Origin of the sequence: Algoriphagus pacificus (assembly GCF_017254845.1) — a bacterium.
Classification (GTDB): Bacteria; Bacteroidota; Bacteroidia; order Cytophagales; family Cyclobacteriaceae; genus Algoriphagus; species Algoriphagus pacificus.
Genome location: NZ_JAFKCU010000003.1, coordinates 195,878 through 218,264 on the forward strand (window position 1 = coordinate 195,878; position 22,387 = coordinate 218,264).

The 22,387-nt window shown below is 38.1% G+C and carries 18 protein-coding genes; 9 read left to right on the forward strand and 9 right to left on the reverse strand.

The genetic code is table 11. The features are described from left to right. Positions 1 to 12: 12 nt before the first annotated feature. The 5 genes from J0A69_RS13340 (at position 13) to J0A69_RS13360 (ending at position 5,086) form a co-directional block, all read left to right on the forward strand. A complete protein-coding gene (locus J0A69_RS13340; protein WP_206587102.1) occupies positions 13 to 1,503 on the forward strand; it encodes a nicotinate phosphoribosyltransferase in 1,491 nt (496 codons plus the stop codon). Further along, complete coding sequence (gene pncA, locus J0A69_RS13345; RefSeq protein WP_206587103.1) at positions 1,493 to 2,131, forward strand: bifunctional nicotinamidase/pyrazinamidase; 639 nt, start codon at positions 1,493 to 1,495, stop codon at positions 2,129 to 2,131. The genes J0A69_RS13340 and pncA overlap by 11 nt, the downstream gene beginning before the upstream one ends. Continuing rightward, entirely contained in the window at positions 2,124 to 2,585 is a 462-nt protein-coding gene (locus J0A69_RS13350; protein WP_206587104.1) for an acyl-CoA thioesterase, read from the forward strand. Before pncA ends, J0A69_RS13350 begins: the two co-directional genes overlap by 8 nt. A 430-nt stretch (positions 2,586 to 3,015) precedes the next feature. After that, positions 3,016 to 3,600 carry a hypothetical protein gene (locus tag J0A69_RS13355; RefSeq protein ID WP_206587105.1) on the forward strand — a complete coding sequence of 195 codons (585 nt, stop codon included), beginning with the start codon at positions 3,016 to 3,018 and terminating at the stop codon, positions 3,598 to 3,600. A gap of 904 nt (positions 3,601 to 4,504) precedes the next feature. Then, positions 4,505 to 5,086, forward strand: coding sequence for a T9SS type A sorting domain-containing protein (locus tag J0A69_RS13360; RefSeq protein ID WP_206587106.1), 582 nt, complete (start codon positions 4,505 to 4,507; stop codon positions 5,084 to 5,086). A gap of 42 nt (positions 5,087 to 5,128) precedes the next feature. Here J0A69_RS13360 and J0A69_RS13365 read toward each other — a convergent pair whose 3' ends face one another. Continuing rightward, positions 5,129 to 6,382, reverse strand: a complete 1,254-nt coding sequence (locus J0A69_RS13365; protein WP_206587107.1) for an ADP-ribosylglycohydrolase family protein — start codon at positions 6,380 to 6,382, stop codon at positions 5,129 to 5,131. Position 6,383: 1 nt separating this feature from the next. Next, entirely contained in the window at positions 6,384 to 7,349 is a 966-nt protein-coding gene (locus J0A69_RS13370; RefSeq protein ID WP_206587108.1) for a phosphotransferase, read from the reverse strand. A gap of 174 nt (positions 7,350 to 7,523) precedes the next feature. On the opposite strand from J0A69_RS13370, the gene J0A69_RS13375 reads away from it, so the two are divergent. The 3 genes from J0A69_RS13375 to J0A69_RS13385 all read left to right on the forward strand — a co-directional run bounded on the left by J0A69_RS13375 (position 7,524) and on the right by J0A69_RS13385 (position 11,046). Next, positions 7,524 to 8,681 carry an acyl-CoA dehydrogenase family protein gene (locus J0A69_RS13375; protein ID WP_206587109.1) on the forward strand — a complete coding sequence of 386 codons (1,158 nt, stop codon included), beginning with the start codon at positions 7,524 to 7,526 and terminating at the stop codon, positions 8,679 to 8,681. Positions 8,682 to 8,755: 74 nt separating this feature from the next. After that, on the forward strand, positions 8,756 to 10,441 hold the full coding sequence (locus J0A69_RS13380; RefSeq protein ID WP_206587110.1) for an AMP-binding protein: 1,686 nt from the start codon (positions 8,756 to 8,758) through the stop codon (positions 10,439 to 10,441). A 161-nt stretch (positions 10,442 to 10,602) separates the two neighbouring features. Further along, positions 10,603 to 11,046 (forward strand): hypothetical protein, encoded by a 444-nt coding sequence (locus tag J0A69_RS13385; RefSeq protein ID WP_206587111.1) that lies wholly within the window; start codon positions 10,603 to 10,605, stop codon positions 11,044 to 11,046. A gap of 47 nt (positions 11,047 to 11,093) precedes the next feature. Here J0A69_RS13385 and J0A69_RS13390 read toward each other — a convergent pair whose 3' ends face one another. The 5 genes from J0A69_RS13390 to uxaC form a co-directional block, all read right to left on the reverse strand. Continuing rightward, on the reverse strand, positions 11,094 to 12,026 hold the full coding sequence (locus J0A69_RS13390) for a UDP-glucuronic acid decarboxylase family protein (protein WP_206587112.1): 933 nt from the start codon (positions 12,024 to 12,026) through the stop codon (positions 11,094 to 11,096). A 136-nt stretch (positions 12,027 to 12,162) separates the two neighbouring features. Next, positions 12,163 to 12,726 (reverse strand): sugar O-acetyltransferase, encoded by a 564-nt coding sequence (locus tag J0A69_RS13395; RefSeq protein WP_206587113.1) that lies wholly within the window; start codon positions 12,724 to 12,726, stop codon positions 12,163 to 12,165. Next, complete coding sequence (uxuA, locus tag J0A69_RS13400) at positions 12,723 to 13,898, reverse strand: mannonate dehydratase (RefSeq protein ID WP_206587114.1); 1,176 nt, start codon at positions 13,896 to 13,898, stop codon at positions 12,723 to 12,725. The genes J0A69_RS13395 and uxuA overlap by 4 nt, the downstream gene beginning before the upstream one ends. 102 nt (positions 13,899 to 14,000) lie before the next feature. Further along, complete coding sequence (locus J0A69_RS13405) at positions 14,001 to 14,819, reverse strand: SDR family oxidoreductase (RefSeq protein WP_206587115.1); 819 nt, start codon at positions 14,817 to 14,819, stop codon at positions 14,001 to 14,003. A 1-nt stretch (position 14,820) separates the two neighbouring features. After that, entirely contained in the window at positions 14,821 to 16,263 is a 1,443-nt protein-coding gene (gene uxaC / locus J0A69_RS13410) for a glucuronate isomerase (protein WP_206587116.1), read from the reverse strand. Between the two features lie 183 nt (positions 16,264 to 16,446). On the opposite strand from uxaC, the gene J0A69_RS13415 reads away from it, so the two are divergent. After that, the gene (locus tag J0A69_RS13415) at positions 16,447 to 17,469 is read left to right on the forward strand and encodes a LacI family DNA-binding transcriptional regulator (protein ID WP_206587117.1); all 1,023 of its coding nucleotides are present in this window, start codon (positions 16,447 to 16,449) and stop codon (positions 17,467 to 17,469) included. Positions 17,470 to 17,560: 91 nt separating this feature from the next. Here the strand turns inward: J0A69_RS13415 and J0A69_RS13420 are convergent, their stop codons facing one another. Then, complete coding sequence (locus J0A69_RS13420) at positions 17,561 to 19,231, reverse strand: RagB/SusD family nutrient uptake outer membrane protein (RefSeq protein ID WP_206587118.1); 1,671 nt, start codon at positions 19,229 to 19,231, stop codon at positions 17,561 to 17,563. 6 nt (positions 19,232 to 19,237) lie between these two features. After that, entirely contained in the window at positions 19,238 to 22,255 is a 3,018-nt protein-coding gene (locus J0A69_RS13425; protein WP_206587119.1) for a SusC/RagA family TonB-linked outer membrane protein, read from the reverse strand. Positions 22,256 to 22,387 lie beyond the last annotated feature (132 nt).

The following is a 22,387-nucleotide window of genomic DNA, read 5'->3' on the forward strand; positions in this document are numbered from 1 at the left end:
TAATTTTTCTTTATGAAAATCACCAAAGACCTATATCAAGGATCCCTTGCCTTATTAACTGACTTTTACCAAGTGACCATGGCTTATGCCTATTGGAAATCAGGAAAAGCGGAAGAAGAGGCAGTTTTTAATCTCTTTTTCAGAAAGCATCCCTTTCAAGGTGGATTTACGCTGGCGGCTGGACTAGAATACGTTATCGATTACTGCAAAAACTTCAAGTTTGGCGTTCATGATATCACCTATTTGAAAGAGATGAAGGACAAAGAGGGGGCAAATATGTTTGATCCTGCTTTTTTGAAGTATCTCTCAGAGATGAAATTCAGTTGTGATATCGATGCGGTAGAAGAAGGAACAGTAGTGTTTCCAAATGCTCCGATGATCCGTGTGAAAGGTCCTTTGATTCAATGCCAATTATTGGAAACTCCGCTATTGAATATTTTCAATTTCCAGACCTTGATAGCAACCAAAGCTGCCCGGATCAATCTGGCTGCTCAGGGAGAACCCGTTTTGGAATTCGGATTGAGAAGAGCTCAGGGGATTGATGGAGCCCTTGCGGCTTCCAGAGCATCTTATATTGGAGGATGTACTTCCACGAGCAATGTCATGGCTGGAAAACTGTTTGGGATTCCCGTTTCCGGAACTCATGCCCATAGCTGGATCATGTCTTTTGAAACGGAGTTGGAGGCATTTGAAGCCTATGCAGAAGCTTTTCCTGACAATTGTATTTTCTTGGTAGATACCTATGATACCATCAATGGAATAAAGAATGCAATCAAAGTCGGTAATATATTAAGGAGTCGAGGAAAAGAAATGGTTGGAATCCGAATCGATTCGGGAGATTTGGCGTATTTCAGTAATGTGGCAAGACAAATGCTGGATGAATCGGGGTTTCCTGAGGCGAAAATCGTGGCTTCCAATGATTTGGATGAGCATATTATCACTTCACTGAAAGGGCAGGAAGCTTCCATAAACGTATGGGGAGTTGGGACTAAACTGGTCACAGCTTTTGATCAACCAGCTTTGGGAGCTGTCTATAAATTGGCAGCGATTCGAATTGAAAATGGGACCTATGCGCCAAAAATCAAAGTTTCCCAGCAGTCACTGAAAATCAACGTGCCCGGATATCATAACGTGAAACGTTATTATTCCAAGGGAAAAGCTGTGGCGGACATGATTTATTTGGAAGATCAGGAAATCGATCCAAAAGGAATTGTGATCATAGATCCAATAGACAGTACCCGTAGAAAAAGGATTATGCCTTTATTCTACCAGGAAGAGATTCTGTTGAAGCCAATTTTCCGAAACGGAAAGCTGATGTATAAATCACCAGCATTAGAAGAAATTAGAAAACGAGCCTTTGAGCAATTGGAAACGCTGGATAAAACACATAAGAGACTTATCAATCCACACCTTTATCCAGTTGGATTGGAAGAAAATCTGCACCATTTGAGAACAGATTTGGTTCTAAAGGCTCAGAAATTTGATCAAAAAGATGAAAAGTAAGAATGAAGCTCTGATTATCGTAGATGTACAAAATGATTTTGTCTCCGGAGGAGCTTTGGAAGTGAAAGAAGGAGAAAGTGTAGTACCCGTGATTAACAAATTACAGGAGGAATTCCAGTTTATTGTAGCAACTCAAGATTACCATCCCGAAAACCATGGGAGTTTTGCTACAAATCATCCCCATAAAAATCCAGGTGATTTTATTTTGCTGGGAGGCTTGAATCAGATTCTTTGGCCAGTACACTGTGTACAGGAGTCAAATGGGGCAGAATTTCATCCTGATTTAGAAAGAGAAAAATGGTCAGCAGTCTTTCAAAAGGGGAAAAACCCTCAAGTAGATTCCTACTCTGGGTTTTTTGATAATGCCAGAAGAGGGGATACAGGTTTGGGTGATTACCTTAAATACCATGGAATTGAAAAAGTGTATGTGACTGGATTAGCTTTGGACTATTGCGTGAAGTTTACCGCACTAGATGCCAAGAGCCTTGGCTTTGATACTTATTTAGTAGCTGATGCAAGCAAAGCTGTAAATCTCAATACAAGTGATGATGAAAAAGCCCTTGAAGAAATGAAAGAGGCAGGAATCACTGTTATTAAAAGCAATGAACTATTGAAAAGCCATGTTTGAATTTGATCCACAAAAACACTATCCATCAGAAACAGAAAGCCGAGTAGTAATTCGGTTTCAGGATTGTGATCCCCTAAGGCATTTAAATAACGCGAAGTATTTCGATTATTTTTTCAATGCAAGAGAAGATCAGGTGCCAAAGCTTTATGGGCTTGAGATCATGGACTTTATTAAAAAGTACAAGGCAGCTTGGGTAGTTTATAATCATAACATCAGTTATGTGAAACCTGCGATGGTTGGAGAGTGGGTTCGAATTATGAGCCGAATCATCTGGCATAACCATAATACGATAGTTGTGGAATACTACATGACCGATGATAGCAAAACGCAATTGAAAACACTTCTTTGGTCTACTTTAAGGTATGTGACTTTGGCGGAAGGTAAGTCAACCGACCATGAAGGAGCAGTACTGGAATTTCTGAAAGCAACTTCCGGAAATACAGATATTAGATGAATGGAAATAAAGGATCGAGTGAAGATTATAGCTTCAGAATTGAAAAAATAAATTTGATTTAAATCAAATCGCTGTATCTCAGCGAACAAAACCTGTACAGGAGCGTACAGGTTTTTTCTTTTTAACCTATTTGATTTCAGGGACTTGTAAATTTTTAAAAAATTAAATTTTACTAAAAAACACAATAAAGTGTAACCTAAAAATCCCTTAAAACAGGCGAATTCTGTTCGCTTCCAAGACAAGCGAACGGTAAATTCATGGCAATTGTCCGAATATGAATGATTTTTATGTCTAAACAACAAAATAATGTTTTGTAAAAATTAAGTTTTGTTAATATGAAATAGGTGTTTCAAAAGTGGATTCTGGCATGAAAAGTTTCTTTGGTACGCGCTTGGTTGAATAGATAGCACAACACTAAACCAACACTGTTATGAAAACCTTATTCACTTTAGCTTTAGCAGGCGCATTATCTTTTAGCGCCTTTGCAAATGACAACGAAGACTTGATGGCATTATCTGATGTCAATGCAAACTTCAAAAAAATCAATGTTTTACTTAAAGAGGGAGTCGGCGATGCGAAAATTGCCATCATTGACCAAGAGGGTCATAGACTTCACCAACGCAAAGTTCATGTAAAAGGAGCGGATTTGATGATTCCTTACAACTTGGATGATATGCCTTGTGGCACTTATCAAGTGATGATTTCCACAGAAGATGAAGAGGTAGTTTATACCGTAGAAACAATGGAAAGACCCATACCTAAAGAGGATTATCCATTGATGGCTTATGGTAAAATGGTTGATGAAAACACAGTAAACCTGGCTGTAATCGGACTTTTTGAACCAGGTGTAGATGTGAAAATCAAAACTGAAAAAGGAAATAGATTGATTCATGAAGAATTTATCGATCAGCCTGAAGCATTTAAAAAGGATTTCTCCTTTAATGGAATCAGTCCCGATGAAATTTACATTGAATTGACTGATGCTCTTGGAAGATCAAGAGTTATCCACTTCTAAAGAATTAAAATTTAGTTTAGTTGATGAAAAAGTTCTTGCCTTTGGTGGGGGCTTTTTTTTTGTCTTTTTAAAATTGGAGGAAGCGTATTCTTTATTCCTATGAATTAGAATAAAGATTGGACCTTTCTATTAATTTTTAAAGCAGGGATTTCCGGGGATTATTATTATGGGGGTTAAAGGAAAAAAGGAAAAGGTGTTTTTATCCTGGTTGGAAATCCTTTTATCAGATCATTGAATTTTAGATTCTAGAATTGAGATTAAAAATGTGAGAATCGTATGGAATCCTATAGTTTTTTGAATTTATAGAATCTGGACAGAATACACCTTCTGGCTTTTGTCAATTGAATACTGAAATAGAAAGTATTTAGAATATTTAAAGAATAAATTCCTTGATTGGAATTAGTGCTCCAAGCTAGGGATTTTCGAAAATTTAGATTATTAACCATTAAACCCTTCCTAAATACCAGAACTTACTTATGTTTTCGCCAATTAGGGATTCAAATTCTAAATTTTTACAAGCTGAAAACTGAATTGTGTTCGCCTAGAATGAATCCGAGCGGACGAAACCTGTACAAAAGCGTACAGGTTTTTTTATGGCAACAGAATCAAAAATATTTTTTAGAGAGTTTTTCAAAATTAAATTTCATTAACAATCCACCAAAACTGTAACCTTGGCAAATGCCCAAATGAGTAAAAACTGTCCGCTTCTATGACAGTCGAACGCTAAAGTGATCAGTTCTTGGACAGTTTTTGTTAATTTTTTGTGATTTTTTCAAAATTATATTTTGGCAAAACGTTAAAAAAGTCTAATAATAAAAATCAAGTTCAAATAGGTTTTGGCATGTTTGCTTGAGTTGGTACATGCTTAGCATAAGGATAAGCACAACACTAAACCAACAATGTTATGAAAACCTTATTCACATTAGCAATGGCAAGCGCATTATCTTTTAGCGCATTAGCAGCAAACGAAGATTTGAAAGAACTATCAACAGTTAATTCAAATTACAAAAAAATCAATGTCACTTTGAAAGGTGGAGTAGGAGATGCTAAAATCTCTATCATCGACCAAAACGGTAAAAACCTGAACAATAGAAAAGTTCATGTAAAAGATGAATCAGTGGTTGTTCCTTATGATATGAATAACCTTCCAGCTGGAGAGTATCAAGTTAGAATCACTACAGAAGATGAGGAAGTTTCCTACACTGTAGCTACTATGGAAAAGCCGATTCCAGTTGCAGATTTGCCTTTGATGGCTTATGGAAAAGCAAAAGACAATAACACTATCAATCTTTCTGTAATTGGTCTTGTAGAGCCTGGAGTAGAGGTGAAAATTATTTCTTCTGATAGCGGAAAAGTGATTTTCGAAGAGAAAATTGATCAGCCAGATGCTTTCAAGAAAGATTATAAATTGAAAAGCATGAATGCAGAAGACGTATATGTGGAGCTAACTGATGCTTTGGGTAGAACAAAGACTTTGTTCTTCTAAGAGTTAACTAAACCAACTTTAAAAAAGCCCTGATCGAACTGATTAGGGCTTTTTGTTTTGGCTCACTTTATTGGTTAGCTCTTTTGCCAAAGCTTCAAGGTCTATATTCAAAAGATTTTTACTGACAGACAGGACAAGTTCTCTGGATTCTTGAGGTAACTGGTCAAAACCTACAAAAGCTCCTAATATCCCTCCTGCAACCGCAGCCGTGGTGTCATTATCTCTTCCATAATTCACGAGAAAAACCATAGTTCCCTGAAAATCAAAATCGGCATACATCATTGCAGTCAAAACCTGAAAATAGATTTCACCTGCGTGAAATGGCATATCTTGGTTTTTTTCATCAAGCGCAGCAAATGCAAATTTTAACCCTTCGCTTTCTGCTGTCAATCGAAATTCAGAACTATCTAACTCATATGACTTTTGATAAATTTCGGTCGCATCCAAAAGAAGTTTTTGGGCGGTTCTTCCCACTAAGCGACTTTTGAAATAACCTTTCGGATCGATGGTTAAAGCTGCTAAAAGATCATTCTTTGTTGCTCCTTTTTTCATTCCAGCAGAAGTCATTGCGGCTGTTAATGCTGTTAGATCTCTAGCATATCCAATGTCAAAGAAAGACAGTTTGTAACTTTCAGAATAGGCAATTTCTGGATTTGCCGGATAGACAGCACCTAAGGTTGGCGCATAGAGTAATCCCCCGCAAACCATTTCTCCCCCATAAAACCTACTCAATGAATCAGCATAAGCATCTACATCTTTTGAAATATAAGCTTGGCTCACCTTGGCCCATTCTATCAACCAGTTGAGTTTTAAGTCTATTTTTTCTCTGGAAAGGCTATCAGTTTCTTCTGTAGAATTTAGTTCACTCTGATAGCCTTCATATTGTTGAAGAATGTGCTTTGCAAAATCACTCGCACTCAAATCATAGAGTTCCTGGCCTAGTAAATAATTAACTGTTAAAGCTTTCCACCTGGTATCATCGGTCGTTCCACCAGCAGGTAAATCTACCAGCCATGTGCCTTCTGGAGAGGGCTGTCTGATCATGGAATCCAACTTTTCTACAAAGCCATATTCTGAGTTGATAGCTTCTCGAGACCACATTTCGGTAGGAGCTCCCATGGCGTCTCCGATGGCTGAACCAACCAACATCCCAAGGATTTTATCATAAAGCTCTTCCTCGGAAAGTCCAGAATCAATAATAGGAATGATTTGTGGCTCTATTTCAGGAGTCTTTGATTCTTTTTTACAGGAATAAAATAGGGGAATGATAAAGATCAGAAGCAGATATTTTCTCATATCAATAACCAAGGATCAATCTACTTGCTTTTTCCATTAAAGCCTCTTTTTGCTCTAAGCTTAGGTTCACAGGCAACTGAGCAATTCCAATTAATCTTCTCAAAATCTCTACCCCATGAAATTGGTCCAATAGCTTAGGAGAAAGTGGCTGAATGTATTGCTTTAAAAATTCATTTTTCAATTCCTCAGATTGTTGGCTCAGATCTAAATGTGCCAAAAGAACCCCCAAATCAAATTCTGGATCTCCCATAAACCCGAATTCTGGGTCAATGATTTTTATTCCTTGAGAAGTTTGAAGCCAGCTGCCGGGATAAAAATCCCCATGAAGCAGGGTTTCTCCTTGACCAAGGTATCTTTTTCCTAATTCCTCAATCTTTCTTTTAAGTGCCTGATTTTTCTTAAATCTTAAGCTTAATTCTTGCAATCCCGCTTGTACTGAATCTAGGTCAAAACCATTTTCTTCCATAAAAGGAAAGTAAAAAATATGCTCATGGTTTAAGACTTTCATCGCCTGATTATCCGGAAAATCTTTCAATTCCAATTCATGAAGTGAATTTAGATAATCACACAAGCTTTGGATTTCCTGTTTTTTAAGCTGGAAATTGCCTGAATATAATGCTGAGAAATCACTTCCTTCTCCGAGATCTTCTGTAACCAATAGGTATTGATCAGGAAGGTAATTCAGCACTTTAGGAGAGTAGTTTTTTAGGGTAGCATTTTTTCCAACCGCAGTATAAAAGGCATGTTCTATTCCAATCCGCTCAATTGGAGCTTTGATCTGCGGATACTTCCTTACGAAAGACTTTGATTGTTTTATAATGACAGAACGCTCATTGGTTTTCACTCTCAAAACCACATTCATATTACTTTCTCCGGCTGGATTGGCGCTGATTAATTTTTCTTCAGGACCCCAAACAGGAATGTTTTTAAGTTCTTCTATGCTGGTTTTATCTTCCAGATTTATCATCAGGTAATTTTTTTGATTCAATTAAATAAACGTATTCAAACATTGGCTTAGATCCCTAAAATAAGAACTCTACCCCGTAAATGGGTCGTATGAATAGATGGAATCATGTATTTTAAATTTCTGGCTGCTAAAAATCCTTATTTTTGAAATAAGAACTTAAATATAAACCCTCATATGTTTGGATTACCACGTACCCTATTTACTGAAGAGCATGAGCTTTTTCGACAAAGTGTCAAAGAATTTATCGCGAAGGAGGTGACTCCTCATAACAAGGAATGGGAAAAACAAAAGATGGTTTCCCGGGAATCTTGGAAAAAATTCGGAGAGAATGGCTTTTTAGGGATTCAGGCTCCAGAAGCTTTGGGAGGCATGAATATTCAGGATTTCAGATTCAATGCAATTTTAATAGAAGAGCTAGGTCTGAGTGGTTGCTCAGGACCAGCAATTGGCTATCCATTGCATAGCGATATCGTTTTGCCTTATATATTACATTATGCGACGGAAGCGGCAATGCAAAAATATGTTCCCAAAATGCTTTCTGGGGATTACATAGGAGCCATTGCTATGACAGAGCCTGGAGCGGGTTCAGATTTGCAAGGAATCAACACCAGCGCTGTGGATTTGGGAGATCATTTTTTGGTGAATGGCTCAAAGACGTTTATTACGAATGGATACCTATGTGATGTGGTGGTAGTTGCCGTCAAAACAGATCCAGCAAAAGGAGCAAAAGGGATAAGTTTGATTCTTATGGATAAGGACATGGCAGGATTTTCTAAAGGTCAGCCATTTGAAAAAGTTGGATTACATGCTCAAGACACCTGTGAACTCTTTTTTGAAGATGTCAAAGTGCCGAAAGAAAATTTACTCGGAAAAGTTGGAGAAGGATTTAAATACTTGATGACAGAACTGGCTCAGGAAAGGCTTGTTGTGGCCTTGGCTGCAGTGGCATTAGGAGAATACATGCTTGCGGCCACTATTGACTATGTGAAAACCAGGAAAGCTTTCAACAAATCAATTTCTGAATTTCAGAATACCCGATTCAAATTGGCTGAAATGACCGCTGCATTGGAGCAAGGAAGAATTTATTGTGATTACTTGGTTCAGCTTCACAATAACGGGCAGTTGGATTCAGCAATGGCATCTGCTGCCAAGTATAATATGACTGAACTGCAATGCAAAGTAGCTGATGAGTGTGTGCAATTACATGGCGGTTACGGCTATATGTGGGAATATGGAGTCGCAAGGGCTTATGCAGATGCGCGCGTGCAAAGGATATATGCTGGGACCAATGAAATTATGAAAGAATTGATCGCAAGAAAAATTTTGAAATAGTAACAGCATTTCATTGGTGATACAGCAGAAATTTTAGTAATTCAGAAAATTAAAACACCCCAAAATAGTATAGAATGAAGGATTTCCCATGGTTTAGGCATTATCCAGAATCCGTAGACAAAGTTGTGGACTGTGAAGCTTATGGAAATATTACAGAATTATTCGAAGAATGTGTACGGAAATATGGTTCTGCCACTGCCTACGAGTGCATGGGAAAAACACTTTCCTTTCAGGAGTTAGATAAGCTTTCCGGTTATTTCGCCAATTACTTGATGCATGTCTTGAAACTAGAAAAAGGTTCTAGAATTGCCATTCAAATGCCCAATACTTTGCAGTACCCTGTGGCTATGTTTGGGGCTTTGCGCGCAGGAATGATCGTAGTGAATACCAATCCATTGTATACTTCCTCAGAAATGAAGCATCAATTCAATGATTCCGGTGCGGATGTAATCGTGATCGTTGCCAACTTTGCTTTCAATTTGGAGAAAATCAGATCTGAGATTCATGCTAAAAGAATCGTTGTGACTGAACTAGGGGATTTGCTGGGGTTTTTGAAGGGAACTTTGGTAAACTTGGTAGTGAAGCATGTCAAAAAGATGGTTCCGAGTTTTTCTCTTCCAGGATCAGACACTTTCAAAAAAGCATTGGATCAAGGTGCTGAATATGAATTCAGAGGGCCAAATCTCACACTCAATGATACCGCATTTTTACAATATACAGGTGGAACAACAGGTGTTTCCAAAGGAGCTGAGTTGACGCATGGAAACATCGTGGCTAACATGCAGCAGATTTCTGCTTGGATGAAACCAAAACTGAAGGAGCGAGAAGAAGTTGTGATAACGGCCTTGCCACTATATCATATTTTTGCCCTTACTGTAAACTGTTTGGCGATGCTTAAGATCGGTGCTCACAACGTGTTGATTACCAATCCAAGAGATATGCCGGCTTTCTGTAAGGACCTATCAAAACAAAAATTTTCTGTCTTTACAGGTGTCAATACTTTATTTAATGGTCTTTTAAACCAAGATTCATTTAGATCATTGGATTTCAGTCATTTAAAGATAGCAGTAGGAGGTGGGATGGCCGTTCAGAAATCTACAGCAGAGGACTGGAAAAAAGTAACAGGAACACCTTTGGCCGAAGGCTATGGATTAACTGAAACCTCTCCTGTGGCTTCCTGCAATCCAATTGATGGGACAGAAAGAAATGGAACCATCGGCTTGCCATTGCCAAATACTGAATTTATGGTGATAGATGATGAAGGGAATGAATTGCCTGTTGGCGAGAGAGGTGAGATTTGCATCAAGGGTCCTCAAGTCATGAAGGGATATTGGAAGAGACCAAAGGAAACTGCAGAGGTAATGCATGGGGAATGGTTTAAATCAGGTGATATAGGAATTATGGATGAGGATGGATTCTTTAAGATCGTTGATCGTAAGAAGGAAATGATATTAGTTTCTGGCTTCAATGTCTATCCAAATGAAGTGGAAGATGTCATTGCATCTTGTCCAGGAGTATTAGAAGTTGGAGTGATTGGTATGCCTGATCCAAAATCCACTGAAAAAGTCGTTGCTTATATTGTTCCAAAGGATAAAAGTCTCACAGAGGAAAAGGTGAAATCCCATTGTCATGAATCTTTGACCAATTACAAGTGTCCAAAAGAAGTTTATTTTACGGATGAACTTCCTAAATCCAATGTTGGAAAAATATTGAGAAGGAAAATAAAAGAAGCCCACTTAGAAAAGGTTGGCGCTAAGTAATTGTAGTTGTTTCTTGGAGTAAATCTCCAATTGATGAAAACCTGAAACTACCCTCAGGTTTTTTTATTGAACTTAAGTTTTCCCTATGAGTAATAAAAATTTTATCAATCAAGTTGCGAATGATATCAGAACCTCGTTTTGAGTGTGTAAATGAGATAATTATGAAAAATTTATTTGTTTGGTTTGGATTGTTTTTTCTGATTTTGGCATGTAAAAATGAAAGTGAACCCGATCTGACAGTCATAGGTGATTGGGAACTTGTTGAAATCTATAATCCTTGGACAGGGGAGGCTGGCACCAAATACGTGGATAGATATTTCCAGACTTATAAGTTTATGTCAAATGGGACATTTACGAAAACGAGAAAAAATGAAGGAGGAACTATAACAACAGGTTCTGGTACTTATGAATTAGAAGAAGTTCCTCTTTACATCTCGTCAGATGCTAAGTTGTATATAAATTTAACTTTTATCGGTGGAGACGAGGTGAAAAATAACTGTGGTGAGCCTAATTCAGAGCAATTGCATTTAAGAAATAATGGCCGATTGAATAATTTTTCAGCTACTCCCTGTGATGGACCTGGTTATACTTTTGAGAAAAAGTAAATAAAAAAAAGCCATCCTAATTGGATGGCTTTTTTTATGAGTCTTTATTAGATAATACCTTCGAAGTATTCAATTGTCTTGATCAGTCCTTCTTTCAAAGGAACTTTTGGTTCCCAGTTAAGCTCTTTTTTAGCTAAATCGATGACTGGTTTACGCTGCAAAGGATCATCCTGAGGTAAAGGCATAAATACCAATTTACTTTTGCTGTTTGTAAGGTCAATAATTAATTGAGCAAGCTCAAGCATAGTGAATTCTCCCGGGTTACCAATATTTACAGGTCCAGTAAATCCTTCTCTGCTATTCATAAGGCTGTACATTCCCTCAATATTGTCATCTACATAACAAAAAGAACGGGTTTGCTTTCCATCACCATAAATTGTGATGTCTTGATTTTTTAAAGCTTGTACAATGAAATTACTAACTACTCGACCATCATTTGGATGCATTCTTGGCCCGTAGGTATTGAATATTCGCATCACTTTGATAGCCACATTATGCTGGCGATGATAGTCAAAGAAAAGTGTCTCAGCACATCTTTTTCCTTCGTCGTAACAAGCCCTTGGGCCTAATGTGTTTACATTACCTCTGTAAGATTCTGGTTGAGGGTGGACTTCCGGATCTCCATAGATTTCAGAAGTACTTGCTTGTAAAATTTTGATTTTCAAACGCTTTGCCAAGCCAAGCATGTTCATCGCACCAATGACGGATGTTTTGGTGGTCTGAACCGGATCAAATTGATAATGAATAGGAGAGGCAGGACAAGCCAAATTGTAGATTTCATCTACTTCCACATAGAGGGGATGAGTTACATCGTGGCGAAGCAATTCAAAATTCTTGTTGTCAAGTAGGTGATGAATATTTCTTCGGTTTCCTGTGAAAAAGTTATCTACACATAAAACTTCATTTCCTTCTTTCAAAAGCCGATCGCAAAGGTGACTTCCTAAGAATCCTCCTCCGCCGCTTACTAAAACTCTTTTCATTTAATTAATTCAAATGGATAAAAACACTGGTTGCCAAAAATAAGGAATTGTTTCCCAATTTAAAGCCTTAATAAATAATTGCTGGATTCGTGAAATAAGGGTTTCGAAATCTTGTTGTTGGAAAGTCCTTTTATATTTATTCAGATGCTGGTACGTCCTTGATATATTTTGCAGGATTTCCTCCAACAATAACTCCGGGTGGTACATCTTTGGTGACAACAGAGCCGGCGGCTATGATTGATCGATCTCCGATTGTTACTCCAGGACAGATGACTGAACTTCCGCCAACCCAAACATCAGAGCCAATTGTTATAGGCTTTCCAAATTCCCAAAGCTCACCTCGAGGTTTTGCTTCAGTAGGGTGAGTGGCGGCATACATCTGGACATTCGGAGCAATTAACACTCGATCGCCTAGTTTGATTGGAGTGACATCTAGAAAAACGCAATTGAAATTTATGAAGCAGTCATCACCCGCTTCAATGTTAAAGCCATAATCACAAAAGAAGGGAGGCTCAATCCAGACATTTTTGCCTGATTTTCCTAGTAGCCTATTAATTAGCTCTATTCTTTTACTTACGTCTTCTGGTTCAGAGTCATTCAATTCTTTCAGCAGTTTTCTTGCTCGCATTCGATCAGCAATCAACTCAGGATCAGCTGCCAAATACATTTCTCCAGCCAGCATTTTCTCCTTTTCTGTCATTTTGCTTTGGTATAGAGTAAGGCCGTTTCCACTCCACGAATTTCTGCTAGTCCTTTCAATCTGCCGATAGCCGAATATCCTGCATTTGTTTTCTTGTTGAGATCATCTAGCATCTGATGCCCGTGGTCTGGTCGCATTGGCAGGGATTTCCCTCTTTGCTCTTGGACTTTCAAGATTTCATCAATTACTGCTACCATTGGCACATTACCATCTAAATGGTTGTCTTCGAAGAAATCGCCATTTTCAAGTCTTCTAGTACTTCTCAAATGGATAAAATGAATATGCTTGCCAAATTCAGCAACCATGGCTGGCAGATCATTATCTGCTCTCACTCCATAAGATCCCGTACAAAAAGTCAGGCCATTGTAAGGACTTGGTTGATCGGTGATTATTCTCCTTGCATCTGCAGCTACTGAAACTACCCGTGGTAAACCAAATAAAGGAAATGGAGGGTCATCTGGGTGAATTGCTAAATAAACGCGATTTTCTTCAGCGACTGGTACTATTGCATCAAGAAACAATTGTAGGTGCTTCGCAAGTTTTTCTGCATTTATTCCATCGTATGTCATCAGCATTTCCCGGAATTCTTCCATGGTGTATCCAATTTCAGACCCAGGAAGTCCTTTGAGGATATTGTCAATTATTAGCTGATGTTTTTCAGGTGTTAAGCTGTCGTAATAACTTTTTACCTCTTTGATTTCCTCAGGTGTATAATCCGCTTCAGCACCAGCTCTTTTGAGGATAAAAAGGTCAAATGCCTGAACAGCCTTTTTCTCATACAATAAGGCTTTTGCACCATTTGGAAGCGTATGAAATAATTCTGTTCTGGTCCAATCCAAAATAGGCATGAAATTATAGCAAAGGGTATGGATTCCAGCATCAGCTAGATTTCGAATGGTTTGCTTATAATTTTCAATCAATTCCAGATAGTTGCCTGTACGAGTCTTGATTCGTTCATGTACTGGAACAGATTCCACTACTGACCAAGTCAATCCAGCTTTTTCAATAGTTTCTTTTCGGATTTGAATTTCCTCAGGAGACCAAACTTCTCCATTTGGAATATGATGTAAGGCGGTCACAATACCAGTTGCTCCTGCTTGAAGAATGTCTCTTAAACTAACAGGGTCATTTGGTCCATACCAGCGCATGGTTTGTTCCATTTTATAGGCCATAAATCTTAGGTTTATGTGTTTTAGAATTGAATGCCTTGATTTGAAAAGGTTGACTTAATTTCGAAATCAAAATCTCGAAATCAAAGGCTATTCTCATGAATTTTAAACTCCGGAATAAGCACTAAATCCTCCGTCAACCGGAATAATTGTACCGGTTACGAATGCAGAAGCATCGCTACAGAGCCATTGAAGTGCTCCTAACAAATCCTCTGGTTTTCCAAATCTATTCATTGGAGTATGGGTTTTGATTTGGTTGCCTCGCTGAGTCAAACTACCGTCTGGTTCAGTCAAAAGCGCTCTATTTTGTTCCGTCAAAAAGAATCCTGGGGCGATCGCATTTACTCTAAAATCAGGTCCATGTTTGGTGGCTAATTCCACAGACAAAAACTTGGTAAGATTATCAATTGCAGCTTTTGCAGAGGCATAACCCATCACTCTAGTCATGGGTCTACTGGCGGCCATTGAGCTGATATTCAATATATTGCCCTTTCCTTTTTCAAGCATCAGCGGTAGCAATGCTTTGGTAGGTAAAACTGTACCTAAGTAATTTAGGTCAATAACTTTTTTCAAGGATTCAGTATTTAAATCCAAAAAGTTTTGGGTAGGAGTGATGACCGCACCAGGCATATTTCCACCTGCAGCATTGATCAGCACATCCACATATCCATGCTCTTCTTTAATCTTTTGAGCAACTTTTTCTAGGCCTACTTCATCGGTGACATCTGCATAATAAGGCCATGCTTTTCCACTGGCACTTTTGATTTCTGCAACCAATTCATCGACTTTGCTTTTCGTCCTTCCTAGGATTAAAAGATGAGCACCTTGCTCGGCTAAATGCAAAGCCATAGTGGTTCCCAATACTCCAGTTGCGCCAGAAAAGGCAATTTTTTTCCCTTCGAGAGAAAATAAATTAATACTCATGTTAAAACTTTATGTTGTTTGGACTGAAGTCAAAGTAGTTTTTTGCATTGTAATAGCAAATGTCCTGAATGATTTTTCCTAGCCAAGCTTCATCCCATGGTAATTCTCCATTTTCCACATCTTTTGCAAAAAGGTTACAAAGGATCCTTCGGAAATATTCATGTCTAGGAAAAGAAAGGAAGCTTCTGGAATCGGTAAGCATTCCAATAAAGCAAGTAATCAAGCCCATATTGGAAAGCGTATTCATTTGTCTTTCCATCCCGTCTTTTTGATCCAAGTACCACCAACCTGAACCAAATTGGATTTTGCCTTTAATGGATCCATCATTGAAATTCCCAATCATCGTAGCAAAAACCTCATTATCTCTAGGGTTAAGATTATACAGTACCGTACGGCAAAGCTGGTCAGTAGAATCTAAAGCATTTAGGTATTTGGCCAATGCTACTGCTTGGTCAAAATCACCGATGGAATCAAATCCTGTATCAGGTCCTAGCGTTTGAAGCATTCGTTCATTGGTGTTTCTTAAAGCACCAAGATGAAATTGTTGCGCCCAGCCTTTGGAATGGTACATCTTGGAAAGTTCTTTTAAGACTTTAAACTTGAAGAATTGGATCATTTCCTTCGAAAGTGATTTACCACTTCTCAAGTCTGCAAAAAGGGAATCTATGTTGAAAGTATCTTCGTCAAAGAAATAAAGTTGCTCTAGACCATGATCCGATATTCTACATCCACGATCATGAAAGTAATTGATCCGATCTTGAAGCGCTTGGATCAATTCTTCGAAATTGCTGATCTCTTTACCTATGGCTAATTCACCTAGTTTAGTCAAGTAAGCTTGGTAAGTAGTTGGGTTTTCTACTGCGAAAGATTTATCAGGACGAAAAGCAGCATACATACCAAATCCTCTTCCTTTTTTGCTGAATTCTGTATGATTCGTCAATAAATCAGTCGGTTCGTCTGTGGTGCAAACTACCTCGACATTCATTTTTTCCAAAAGGGAACAGGTGCTGAACTCAGGATCCTGTAGCATTTCGGAAGTTTGATTGAATATCCGATCAGCATTGTCAGCAGTTAGTAGCTCTTCTATTCCAAAGTACCTTTTCAACTCTAGATGAGTCCAATGGTATAAGGGGTTTCTCAAAGTGAATGGGACTGTTTCAGACCATTTTCTGAATTTATCCTGATCACTGGCTTCACCCGTGATAAATTTTTCAGGAATTCCTAAAGTTCTCATCGCTCTCCATTTGTAATGGTCGCCAGCGAGCCAGATTTTAGAAATATTATCAAAAATCTTATTGGAATTTATCTCTGATGGAGGAAGGTGATTATGATAATCAATGATGGGAAGATCTTTGGCATACTCATGAAAGAGTATTTGAGCATAATTATTTTGTAAAAGGAAATCCTCAGACAAGAATTTATGCTGGGTATCAAATGTTTGCATAAGCCTAATTTGCTGCTAATCGCTTCGGGTCTATTTATGTCTCAATTTACCCCGAAATCCCTCCAAAATAGGAAGAAAATACGCAAACGTTTTCGAAATAATATAAGCGGTATAGCAGGAATGAATAGGAACCTTTGTATTTTAAATCCCGATTTCGATTAACCCAAAATAAATCTACTAATAATGGCTTCAGGAATAAGTCTTAAAGAACTTGCCGCTGAACTTAAGCTTGCGCCTTCTACCGTTTCGCGAGCCTTAAATGATAGCTATGAAATCAGCGAGCAGACCAAGAAAAAGGTCCTTAGTATGGCTGAAAAGCTAAACTATCATCCCAATCCATTTGCCAGAAGTCTCCGGGAAAATAAGAGTAAAGCGATCGCTGTGATCATTCCAGAGCGTATTAATACCTTTTTTGCGCAGGTGATAGACGGGATTGAGGAGATAACCCAAGAGCATGGATACCATTTATTGGTTTACTGCACCCATGAGGATGTGGAGAAGGAAAAGAAAATTGTGAATTTGTTATTAAATGGGAGAGCTGACGCTATTGTGATGTCAGTATCTAGCCAGACAAGCGATATCTCTCATCTTCATAAGTTATACGAAAGAGGATTTCCTATATTATTTTTTGACAGAATCTGCAGTGAGATCCCTACGACTAAATTTATCACAAATGATTATCAAGTTACTCTTGAGGCAACTAGGCATTTGATTCAGCAAGGCTGTAAAAGACCTGCATTTTTAATGCTTTCTGAAGATATTTCCATCACCAAAGAAAGACATAGAGGATTTTTGGCAGCTTTGAAAGAAGCTGGAATCAGCCACAATCCTGAATTCAGCAAGGTTTGTTGTCAGAATGAAGAAACTAATATTGAGATTCTGAAAAACCTGTTAATACAAGAAAATAGACCTGATGGAATTTTGGCATCAGTTGAAAAATTGGCTTTGGCATGTTACCAAGCAGTAAAGAAAACTGATTTGAAAATCCCAACTGATTTAAAAATCATCAGCTTTTCGAATATGGGGATTGCTGGTTTACTGAATCCATCTTTGACAACAATTTCCCAACCGGCATTTTCGATGGGAGAGGAGTGTGCCAGAATTCTTATTAAAAAGTTGACCAAAACTAACCAACCAGCATTAGCAAATGAGGTGGTAGTTATCCCTTCTAAAATCACTATTCGGGCTTCAACTATGGTTGAATAGATTTCAAAATCTATTTTTTTTTAGAAAGAAGCCAATAAAAAAGCTGTTCTGAATTCAGAACAGCTTTTATTATTTACAACCCTATCTACTATTAATAACCTGGGTTTTGAGGGAATGCAGATGCACCGCCTTCAGCCCTATCTATTTGATTTTGAGGAATCGGTCTCAAAACATGGAAGTCTTGGATGTTTGGAGCACCTTGTGGATTGTACATTTTTACACGTTCAATCAAAATACCCCAACGCTTCAAATCCAACCATCTGCTTTGCTCACCGATCAATTCTCTTTCTCTTTCTTCTGTGATAAACTCGAAAGTCAATTCAGATTCTGAGATTTCCATTTCAGCTTCTTTGCCAGGATATGCAGCTCTTCTTCTGATCACATTGATGTTTTCAGTTGCAGGACCGATTTTACCTTGACGGAACTGAGCTTCTGCAAGTAGAAGATAGGTGTCAGCCAATCTCATTGCAATGTAATCTCTACCACCTTCAAATTGAGTTCTATCGGCTCTTCCTGGATCCATATGCTTTCTCAAAGCAGGGAATAATCTTTCTGTATATAACTCTGGAGTCAATACTTGATAAGGATATTTCGCTCTTTCAGATGCAGGCATATTGTATCCTGGTAACCACATAGTTGTATCTCCTGCTGCAAAAGTTACAGTCTCTTTTGATTTATCAAATGTGGTATTATAGGTACCTGGTCTGTTTGAAAGGAATACATCTCTGTAAGATTTATAGTATCTAGAATCATTTTCACGATCTGCGAAAATCACATTTAGAGTATAATCTGTTGGTCTATATCTCTTGAAAGGACGACCATTTTCAGTATCTCTAATCATTCCTGGCTGAACGTCATATTCCATCAAGAAGAATACGTGAGCATTATTTCCCCCGCCATTTGTCAATGGATCTCTTGTGTATTGAGTAGAGAAGATCACTTCATCGTTAATTTCATTTCCGAAAGCGTGAACATCACCAAAATCAGGAAGTAATTTGATTCCGTAATTATCAATTACACTTTGTAGAAGTGTTTCCGCTTTAGCGTAATCTGATGCTTCACCAGCTTCTGAAGTAGCTTTGGTTAAATATACTCTGCCCAATAGGTGTTCAGCAGCAGGACGAGTTGCACGACCATAATCAGAAGATTTTGCTTTTGCTTCCAAATTTGGAATAGCTTCTTCAAGATCCTGAATAATAGCTGCGTAAATAGATGCTACTGAAGCTCTAGTCACTTCTTTAGTAGGAACTTTTGTTTCTTCTAGCTGAAGATCCACACCTCCAAATAACTGCACCAAGATAAAGTAATGGTGAGCTCTGATAAATTTTGCTTCAGAAACTCTTTGCATTACAACTTCTGCAGAAACACCTGTAACATTAACAGATCTTTCGATCACTGCATTACAAGTATTGATTCCTCTATAAAATTCATCCCAAAGTTCACGAGCATGTCCATTTTGAGAATCAAACTGATTGGTGTAAGTATTCATGAATTTCCATGAACCATCAGCACCATTGGTATAAGTGTCAGTTCCAAAAATGGTGAAGTTATTACCCCTTTCAGTACCGTACCATGCTCTCATTGTACTATAAGCAGCATTGATACCATCGTTTAATCCTTTCGGAGTACTCAAATAATCGTTTCCGATTTGCGATACCACATCTTCATCCAAGAATCCGCTACATGCAGACATGACTGAGATGCCTAATATAAGGGCTGTAGATTTAGCCCAGAAGTTTAATTTTATTGCTAATTTTTTCATCGCTGATTAGAATTTTGCATTGATACCAAATGTGAAAGAAGTCACAGCAGGGGAAACATTTGAATTGACTGTTCCTGCTCCTACACCTTGCTCACCATCCATGAATACTTCAGGATCTATCCCTTTGTACCTTGATCTATATTCTGCGAAAATGAATGGTTGCTGAATACTTGTGTAAATTCTCAAGCTACTCATTCCGATTTTCTTTGCAGCCTCTGGTGTGAAATTATAACCAAAGTTGATGTTTCTCACTTTGATAAATGTTCCATCAAAATATTGCATTGAAGACGCATATTTCGCATTTTCTTGATTCACGTTTGGTCTTGGGAAATCATTAGTAGGATTATCAGGAGTCCAGTAATCTACGTCCAAGTTGTTATATCTTCCAGCCAATGTATTGTTGCTTGTGTGGAACTGAGAACGAATCATAAATCCGAATCTACCATACAAGAAGAAGGAAAGATCAAATCCTTTGTAAGAAAATCTGTTGGTCATACCCAAAGCAAAATCAGGTACAACAGAACCTAAGAACTGTCTGTCATCAGCATTGATTTTATTATCTCCGTTGATGTCTTCAACCTTAATTTCACCTGGTTTGTCTCCAAAAGAAGTTGCTAAATCAGTTTCAGAAGTTTGCCAAATACCGATCTTGTTCCAGTCATAGAAAATTGTCAATGGCTGACCAATAAATCTTCCTGCTGAGATATCATCACCATTTGGAAGAGAAATGATTTCCTCTCTGTTTCTGGTAAATATCAAATCTGTGGACCAAGAGAAATCTCCTTTTTCAACATTCAAAGTAGATAAGGTCAACTCGATACCTCTGTTTTGTGTCTCACCAATGTTGGTTGTAAATCCACCAAATCCAGTCGAGTTAGGAAGTGGCTGTGGAGCCAACAAATCTGAAGTATTGGTGATATAATATTCGAATGAACCGAATACTCTGCTTTTCCAAAGTGCGAAATCAAGACCTAGGTTGAAGGTTGTAGAAGATTCCCATCTCAAGTCAGGATTACCAATCGTATTTGGTCTATAACCATATGCAGCTGAATTATCAAAAGCATAACTTGTTCTACCTAATAAAGCTTGTGTCTGATAAGGATTGATCGCTTGATTACCGATTGATCCATAAGAAACTCTGAACTTCAACTGATCAATAGTTGAGGAGTTCTGCATAAAGCTTTCAGAGTGCACATTCCAACCAACAGCAACAGAAGGGAAATAACCAAACTTATTGTTTTCACCGAATCTGGAGCTACCATCTGCTCTCAAAGTGGCAGTAATTAGGTATTTGTTTTTGTAATCATAATTAATTCTTCCCATAAAAGACATCAAAGCCCACTCTCTAAGATTGGTGTTTGCTCCTGTAATCAGGGATGCATCGCCTAGTCTATGGAATAATTGAGATTCTGCTGGAATACCCTGTACACTTACAGTAGTCTGCTCATAACGATCTTTCTGAATGGACTGAAGTGCAGTCAAATTCAAATTGTGAACTTCATTGAAAGTCTTAGTATAGGTTAAGATGTTTTCCAAGGTGTAATTGAAAGTGAACTCATCATTAACACTACCTGTGGCATCACCACCACGTCTTGCATTTGTTTGGGATCCAGTGAATCTACCATTTCTGCTGATTGTGATATCAGGACCAAAAACCAGTCTATAATTTAAGCCTGGAATGATTTCATAATTCGCGAAAATACTGTTGAAGATTCTATAATTCTTCGTTAAATCTTCTTGAGCTCCTGGGACAATCTCAGCAAATGGGTTTGTTCTCAAACCATCAGATGTAGGTAGGAAAATAATATTTCCGTCTTCATCAAAAGGCTTACCCAATGGGTTTTCAGCCAAAGCTCCACCTAGTGGGTTAAAGTTCTCACCATTTCTTTCACTGTATGAAACCAATGTTGAAGTACCAAACTTGATTTTCTTATTGATAGAGTGATCAATATTCGCTCTGAAAGTATATCGAGTATAATCTTGGTTGATGATTACACCTTTATCATTGAAATAGTTAGCAGATACAAAGAAGGTAGTTTTATCAGATCCACCACTAATACCTACTTGATGGCTTTGGATGGCACCATTTCTCAAAAGTCCACCAACATAATCAGTGCTTCTTCCAGTGGCAATTCCATCTAATTCAATTGGTTCAAAAAGTGATTCATCAGCTGCAGGAGTTGCAGGTCCAGCTGGATATTCACCGCTGGTTCTTCTTGATTCTCTTTTATATTCTGCGAATTCAGCACCATTGAAAACATCAATTCTTCCTAACTCTTTATTCATACCGTAATAAGAATCAAGAGAAACTACCGTCTTTCCTTTTGTACCTCTTTTAGTTGTGATCAAAACAACTCCATTGGAACCTCTGGAACCGTAAATAGCTGTTGCAGATGCATCTTTCAATACTTCCATAGATGTAATATCCTGTGGGTTGATATCATTCAATCCACCAACTACTGGGATTCCATCAATTACATACAAAGGCTCATTAGATGCGTTGAAAGATCTTCTACCTCTAATTCTCACCTGTGGTGCAGAACCTGGCTTAGAACCTGGTTGAGTTACATCGACACCGGCAGCTCTACCTTGCAAAGCTTGTCTGGCGTCTGTGATCGGTAATTCTTGGATTTCTTTGGAACCTACAGAAGAAATAGCACCTGTCAATTGACTTTTCTTGGCAGTACCATATCCTACAACTACGACTTCTTCTAAGTCAGCAAGATCTGGTTCCAAGGTTACGTCTATTGTGCTCTGATTTCCTACACTCATTTCTAAAGGAGTATATCCAATGAATGAGAAAACCAAAGTCTCGTTGGAAGAAGCAGCAATGGTGTACTTTCCATCGAGGTCGGTTGTGGTACCTCTCGTAGTACCTTTTACCAGGATTGTAACTCCTGGAAGAGGAGAGCCAGTTTCATCCGAAACTGTACCCGTCACTTGTGCATTCTGAGCATAAGTGCTAAACGCACCGAAGAACAGAAGCATCACTACCAATAGGTTAGTGTAAAATTTAGGCCTCATAATTTTGGGGTTTTGTTGTAAATAAGGTTTAGGTTGTACTCAAAGTGGTTACATGAATGGTTTAAATGCCTAGATAGACGTTAATTTTCAGTGATAACCTTTTCAAATTAGAGAGTTATGCTATAAAGAAGC

What these genes read in the sequence shown, in the direction of transcription:
- J0A69_RS13385 (WP_206587111.1), top strand. Translation starts at nt 10,603, where the DNA reads ATGAAAAATTTATTTGTTTGGTTTGGATTGTTTTTTCTGATTTTGGCA.
- J0A69_RS13370 (WP_206587108.1), bottom strand. Translation starts at nt 7,349, where the DNA reads ATGATAAATCTGGAAGATAAAACCAGCATAGAAGAACTTAAAAACATT.
- J0A69_RS13425 (WP_206587119.1), bottom strand. Translation starts at nt 22,255, where the DNA reads ATGAGGCCTAAATTTTACACTAACCTATTGGTAGTGATGCTTCTGTTC.
- J0A69_RS13340 (WP_206587102.1), top strand. Translation starts at nt 13, where the DNA reads ATGAAAATCACCAAAGACCTATATCAAGGATCCCTTGCCTTATTAACT.
- J0A69_RS13350 (WP_206587104.1), top strand. Translation starts at nt 2,124, where the DNA reads ATGTTTGAATTTGATCCACAAAAACACTATCCATCAGAAACAGAAAGC.
- J0A69_RS13415 (WP_206587117.1), top strand. Translation starts at nt 16,447, where the DNA reads ATGGCTTCAGGAATAAGTCTTAAAGAACTTGCCGCTGAACTTAAGCTT.
- J0A69_RS13355 (WP_206587105.1), top strand. Translation starts at nt 3,016, where the DNA reads ATGAAAACCTTATTCACTTTAGCTTTAGCAGGCGCATTATCTTTTAGC.
- J0A69_RS13420 (WP_206587118.1), bottom strand. Translation starts at nt 19,231, where the DNA reads ATGAAAAAATTAGCAATAAAATTAAACTTCTGGGCTAAATCTACAGCC.
- J0A69_RS13365 (WP_206587107.1), bottom strand. Translation starts at nt 6,382, where the DNA reads ATGAGAAAATATCTGCTTCTGATCTTTATCATTCCCCTATTTTATTCC.
- pncA (WP_206587103.1), top strand. Translation starts at nt 1,493, where the DNA reads ATGAAAAGTAAGAATGAAGCTCTGATTATCGTAGATGTACAAAATGAT.
- J0A69_RS13390 (WP_206587112.1), bottom strand. Translation starts at nt 12,026, where the DNA reads ATGAAAAGAGTTTTAGTAAGCGGCGGAGGAGGATTCTTAGGAAGTCAC.
- J0A69_RS13360 (WP_206587106.1), top strand. Translation starts at nt 4,505, where the DNA reads ATGAAAACCTTATTCACATTAGCAATGGCAAGCGCATTATCTTTTAGC.
- J0A69_RS13405 (WP_206587115.1), bottom strand. Translation starts at nt 14,819, where the DNA reads ATGAGTATTAATTTATTTTCTCTCGAAGGGAAAAAAATTGCCTTTTCT.
- J0A69_RS13375 (WP_206587109.1), top strand. Translation starts at nt 7,524, where the DNA reads ATGTTTGGATTACCACGTACCCTATTTACTGAAGAGCATGAGCTTTTT.
- uxaC (WP_206587116.1), bottom strand. Translation starts at nt 16,263, where the DNA reads ATGCAAACATTTGATACCCAGCATAAATTCTTGTCTGAGGATTTCCTT.
- J0A69_RS13380 (WP_206587110.1), top strand. Translation starts at nt 8,756, where the DNA reads ATGAAGGATTTCCCATGGTTTAGGCATTATCCAGAATCCGTAGACAAA.
- J0A69_RS13395 (WP_206587113.1), bottom strand. Translation starts at nt 12,726, where the DNA reads ATGACAGAAAAGGAGAAAATGCTGGCTGGAGAAATGTATTTGGCAGCT.
- uxuA (WP_206587114.1), bottom strand. Translation starts at nt 13,898, where the DNA reads ATGGCCTATAAAATGGAACAAACCATGCGCTGGTATGGACCAAATGAC.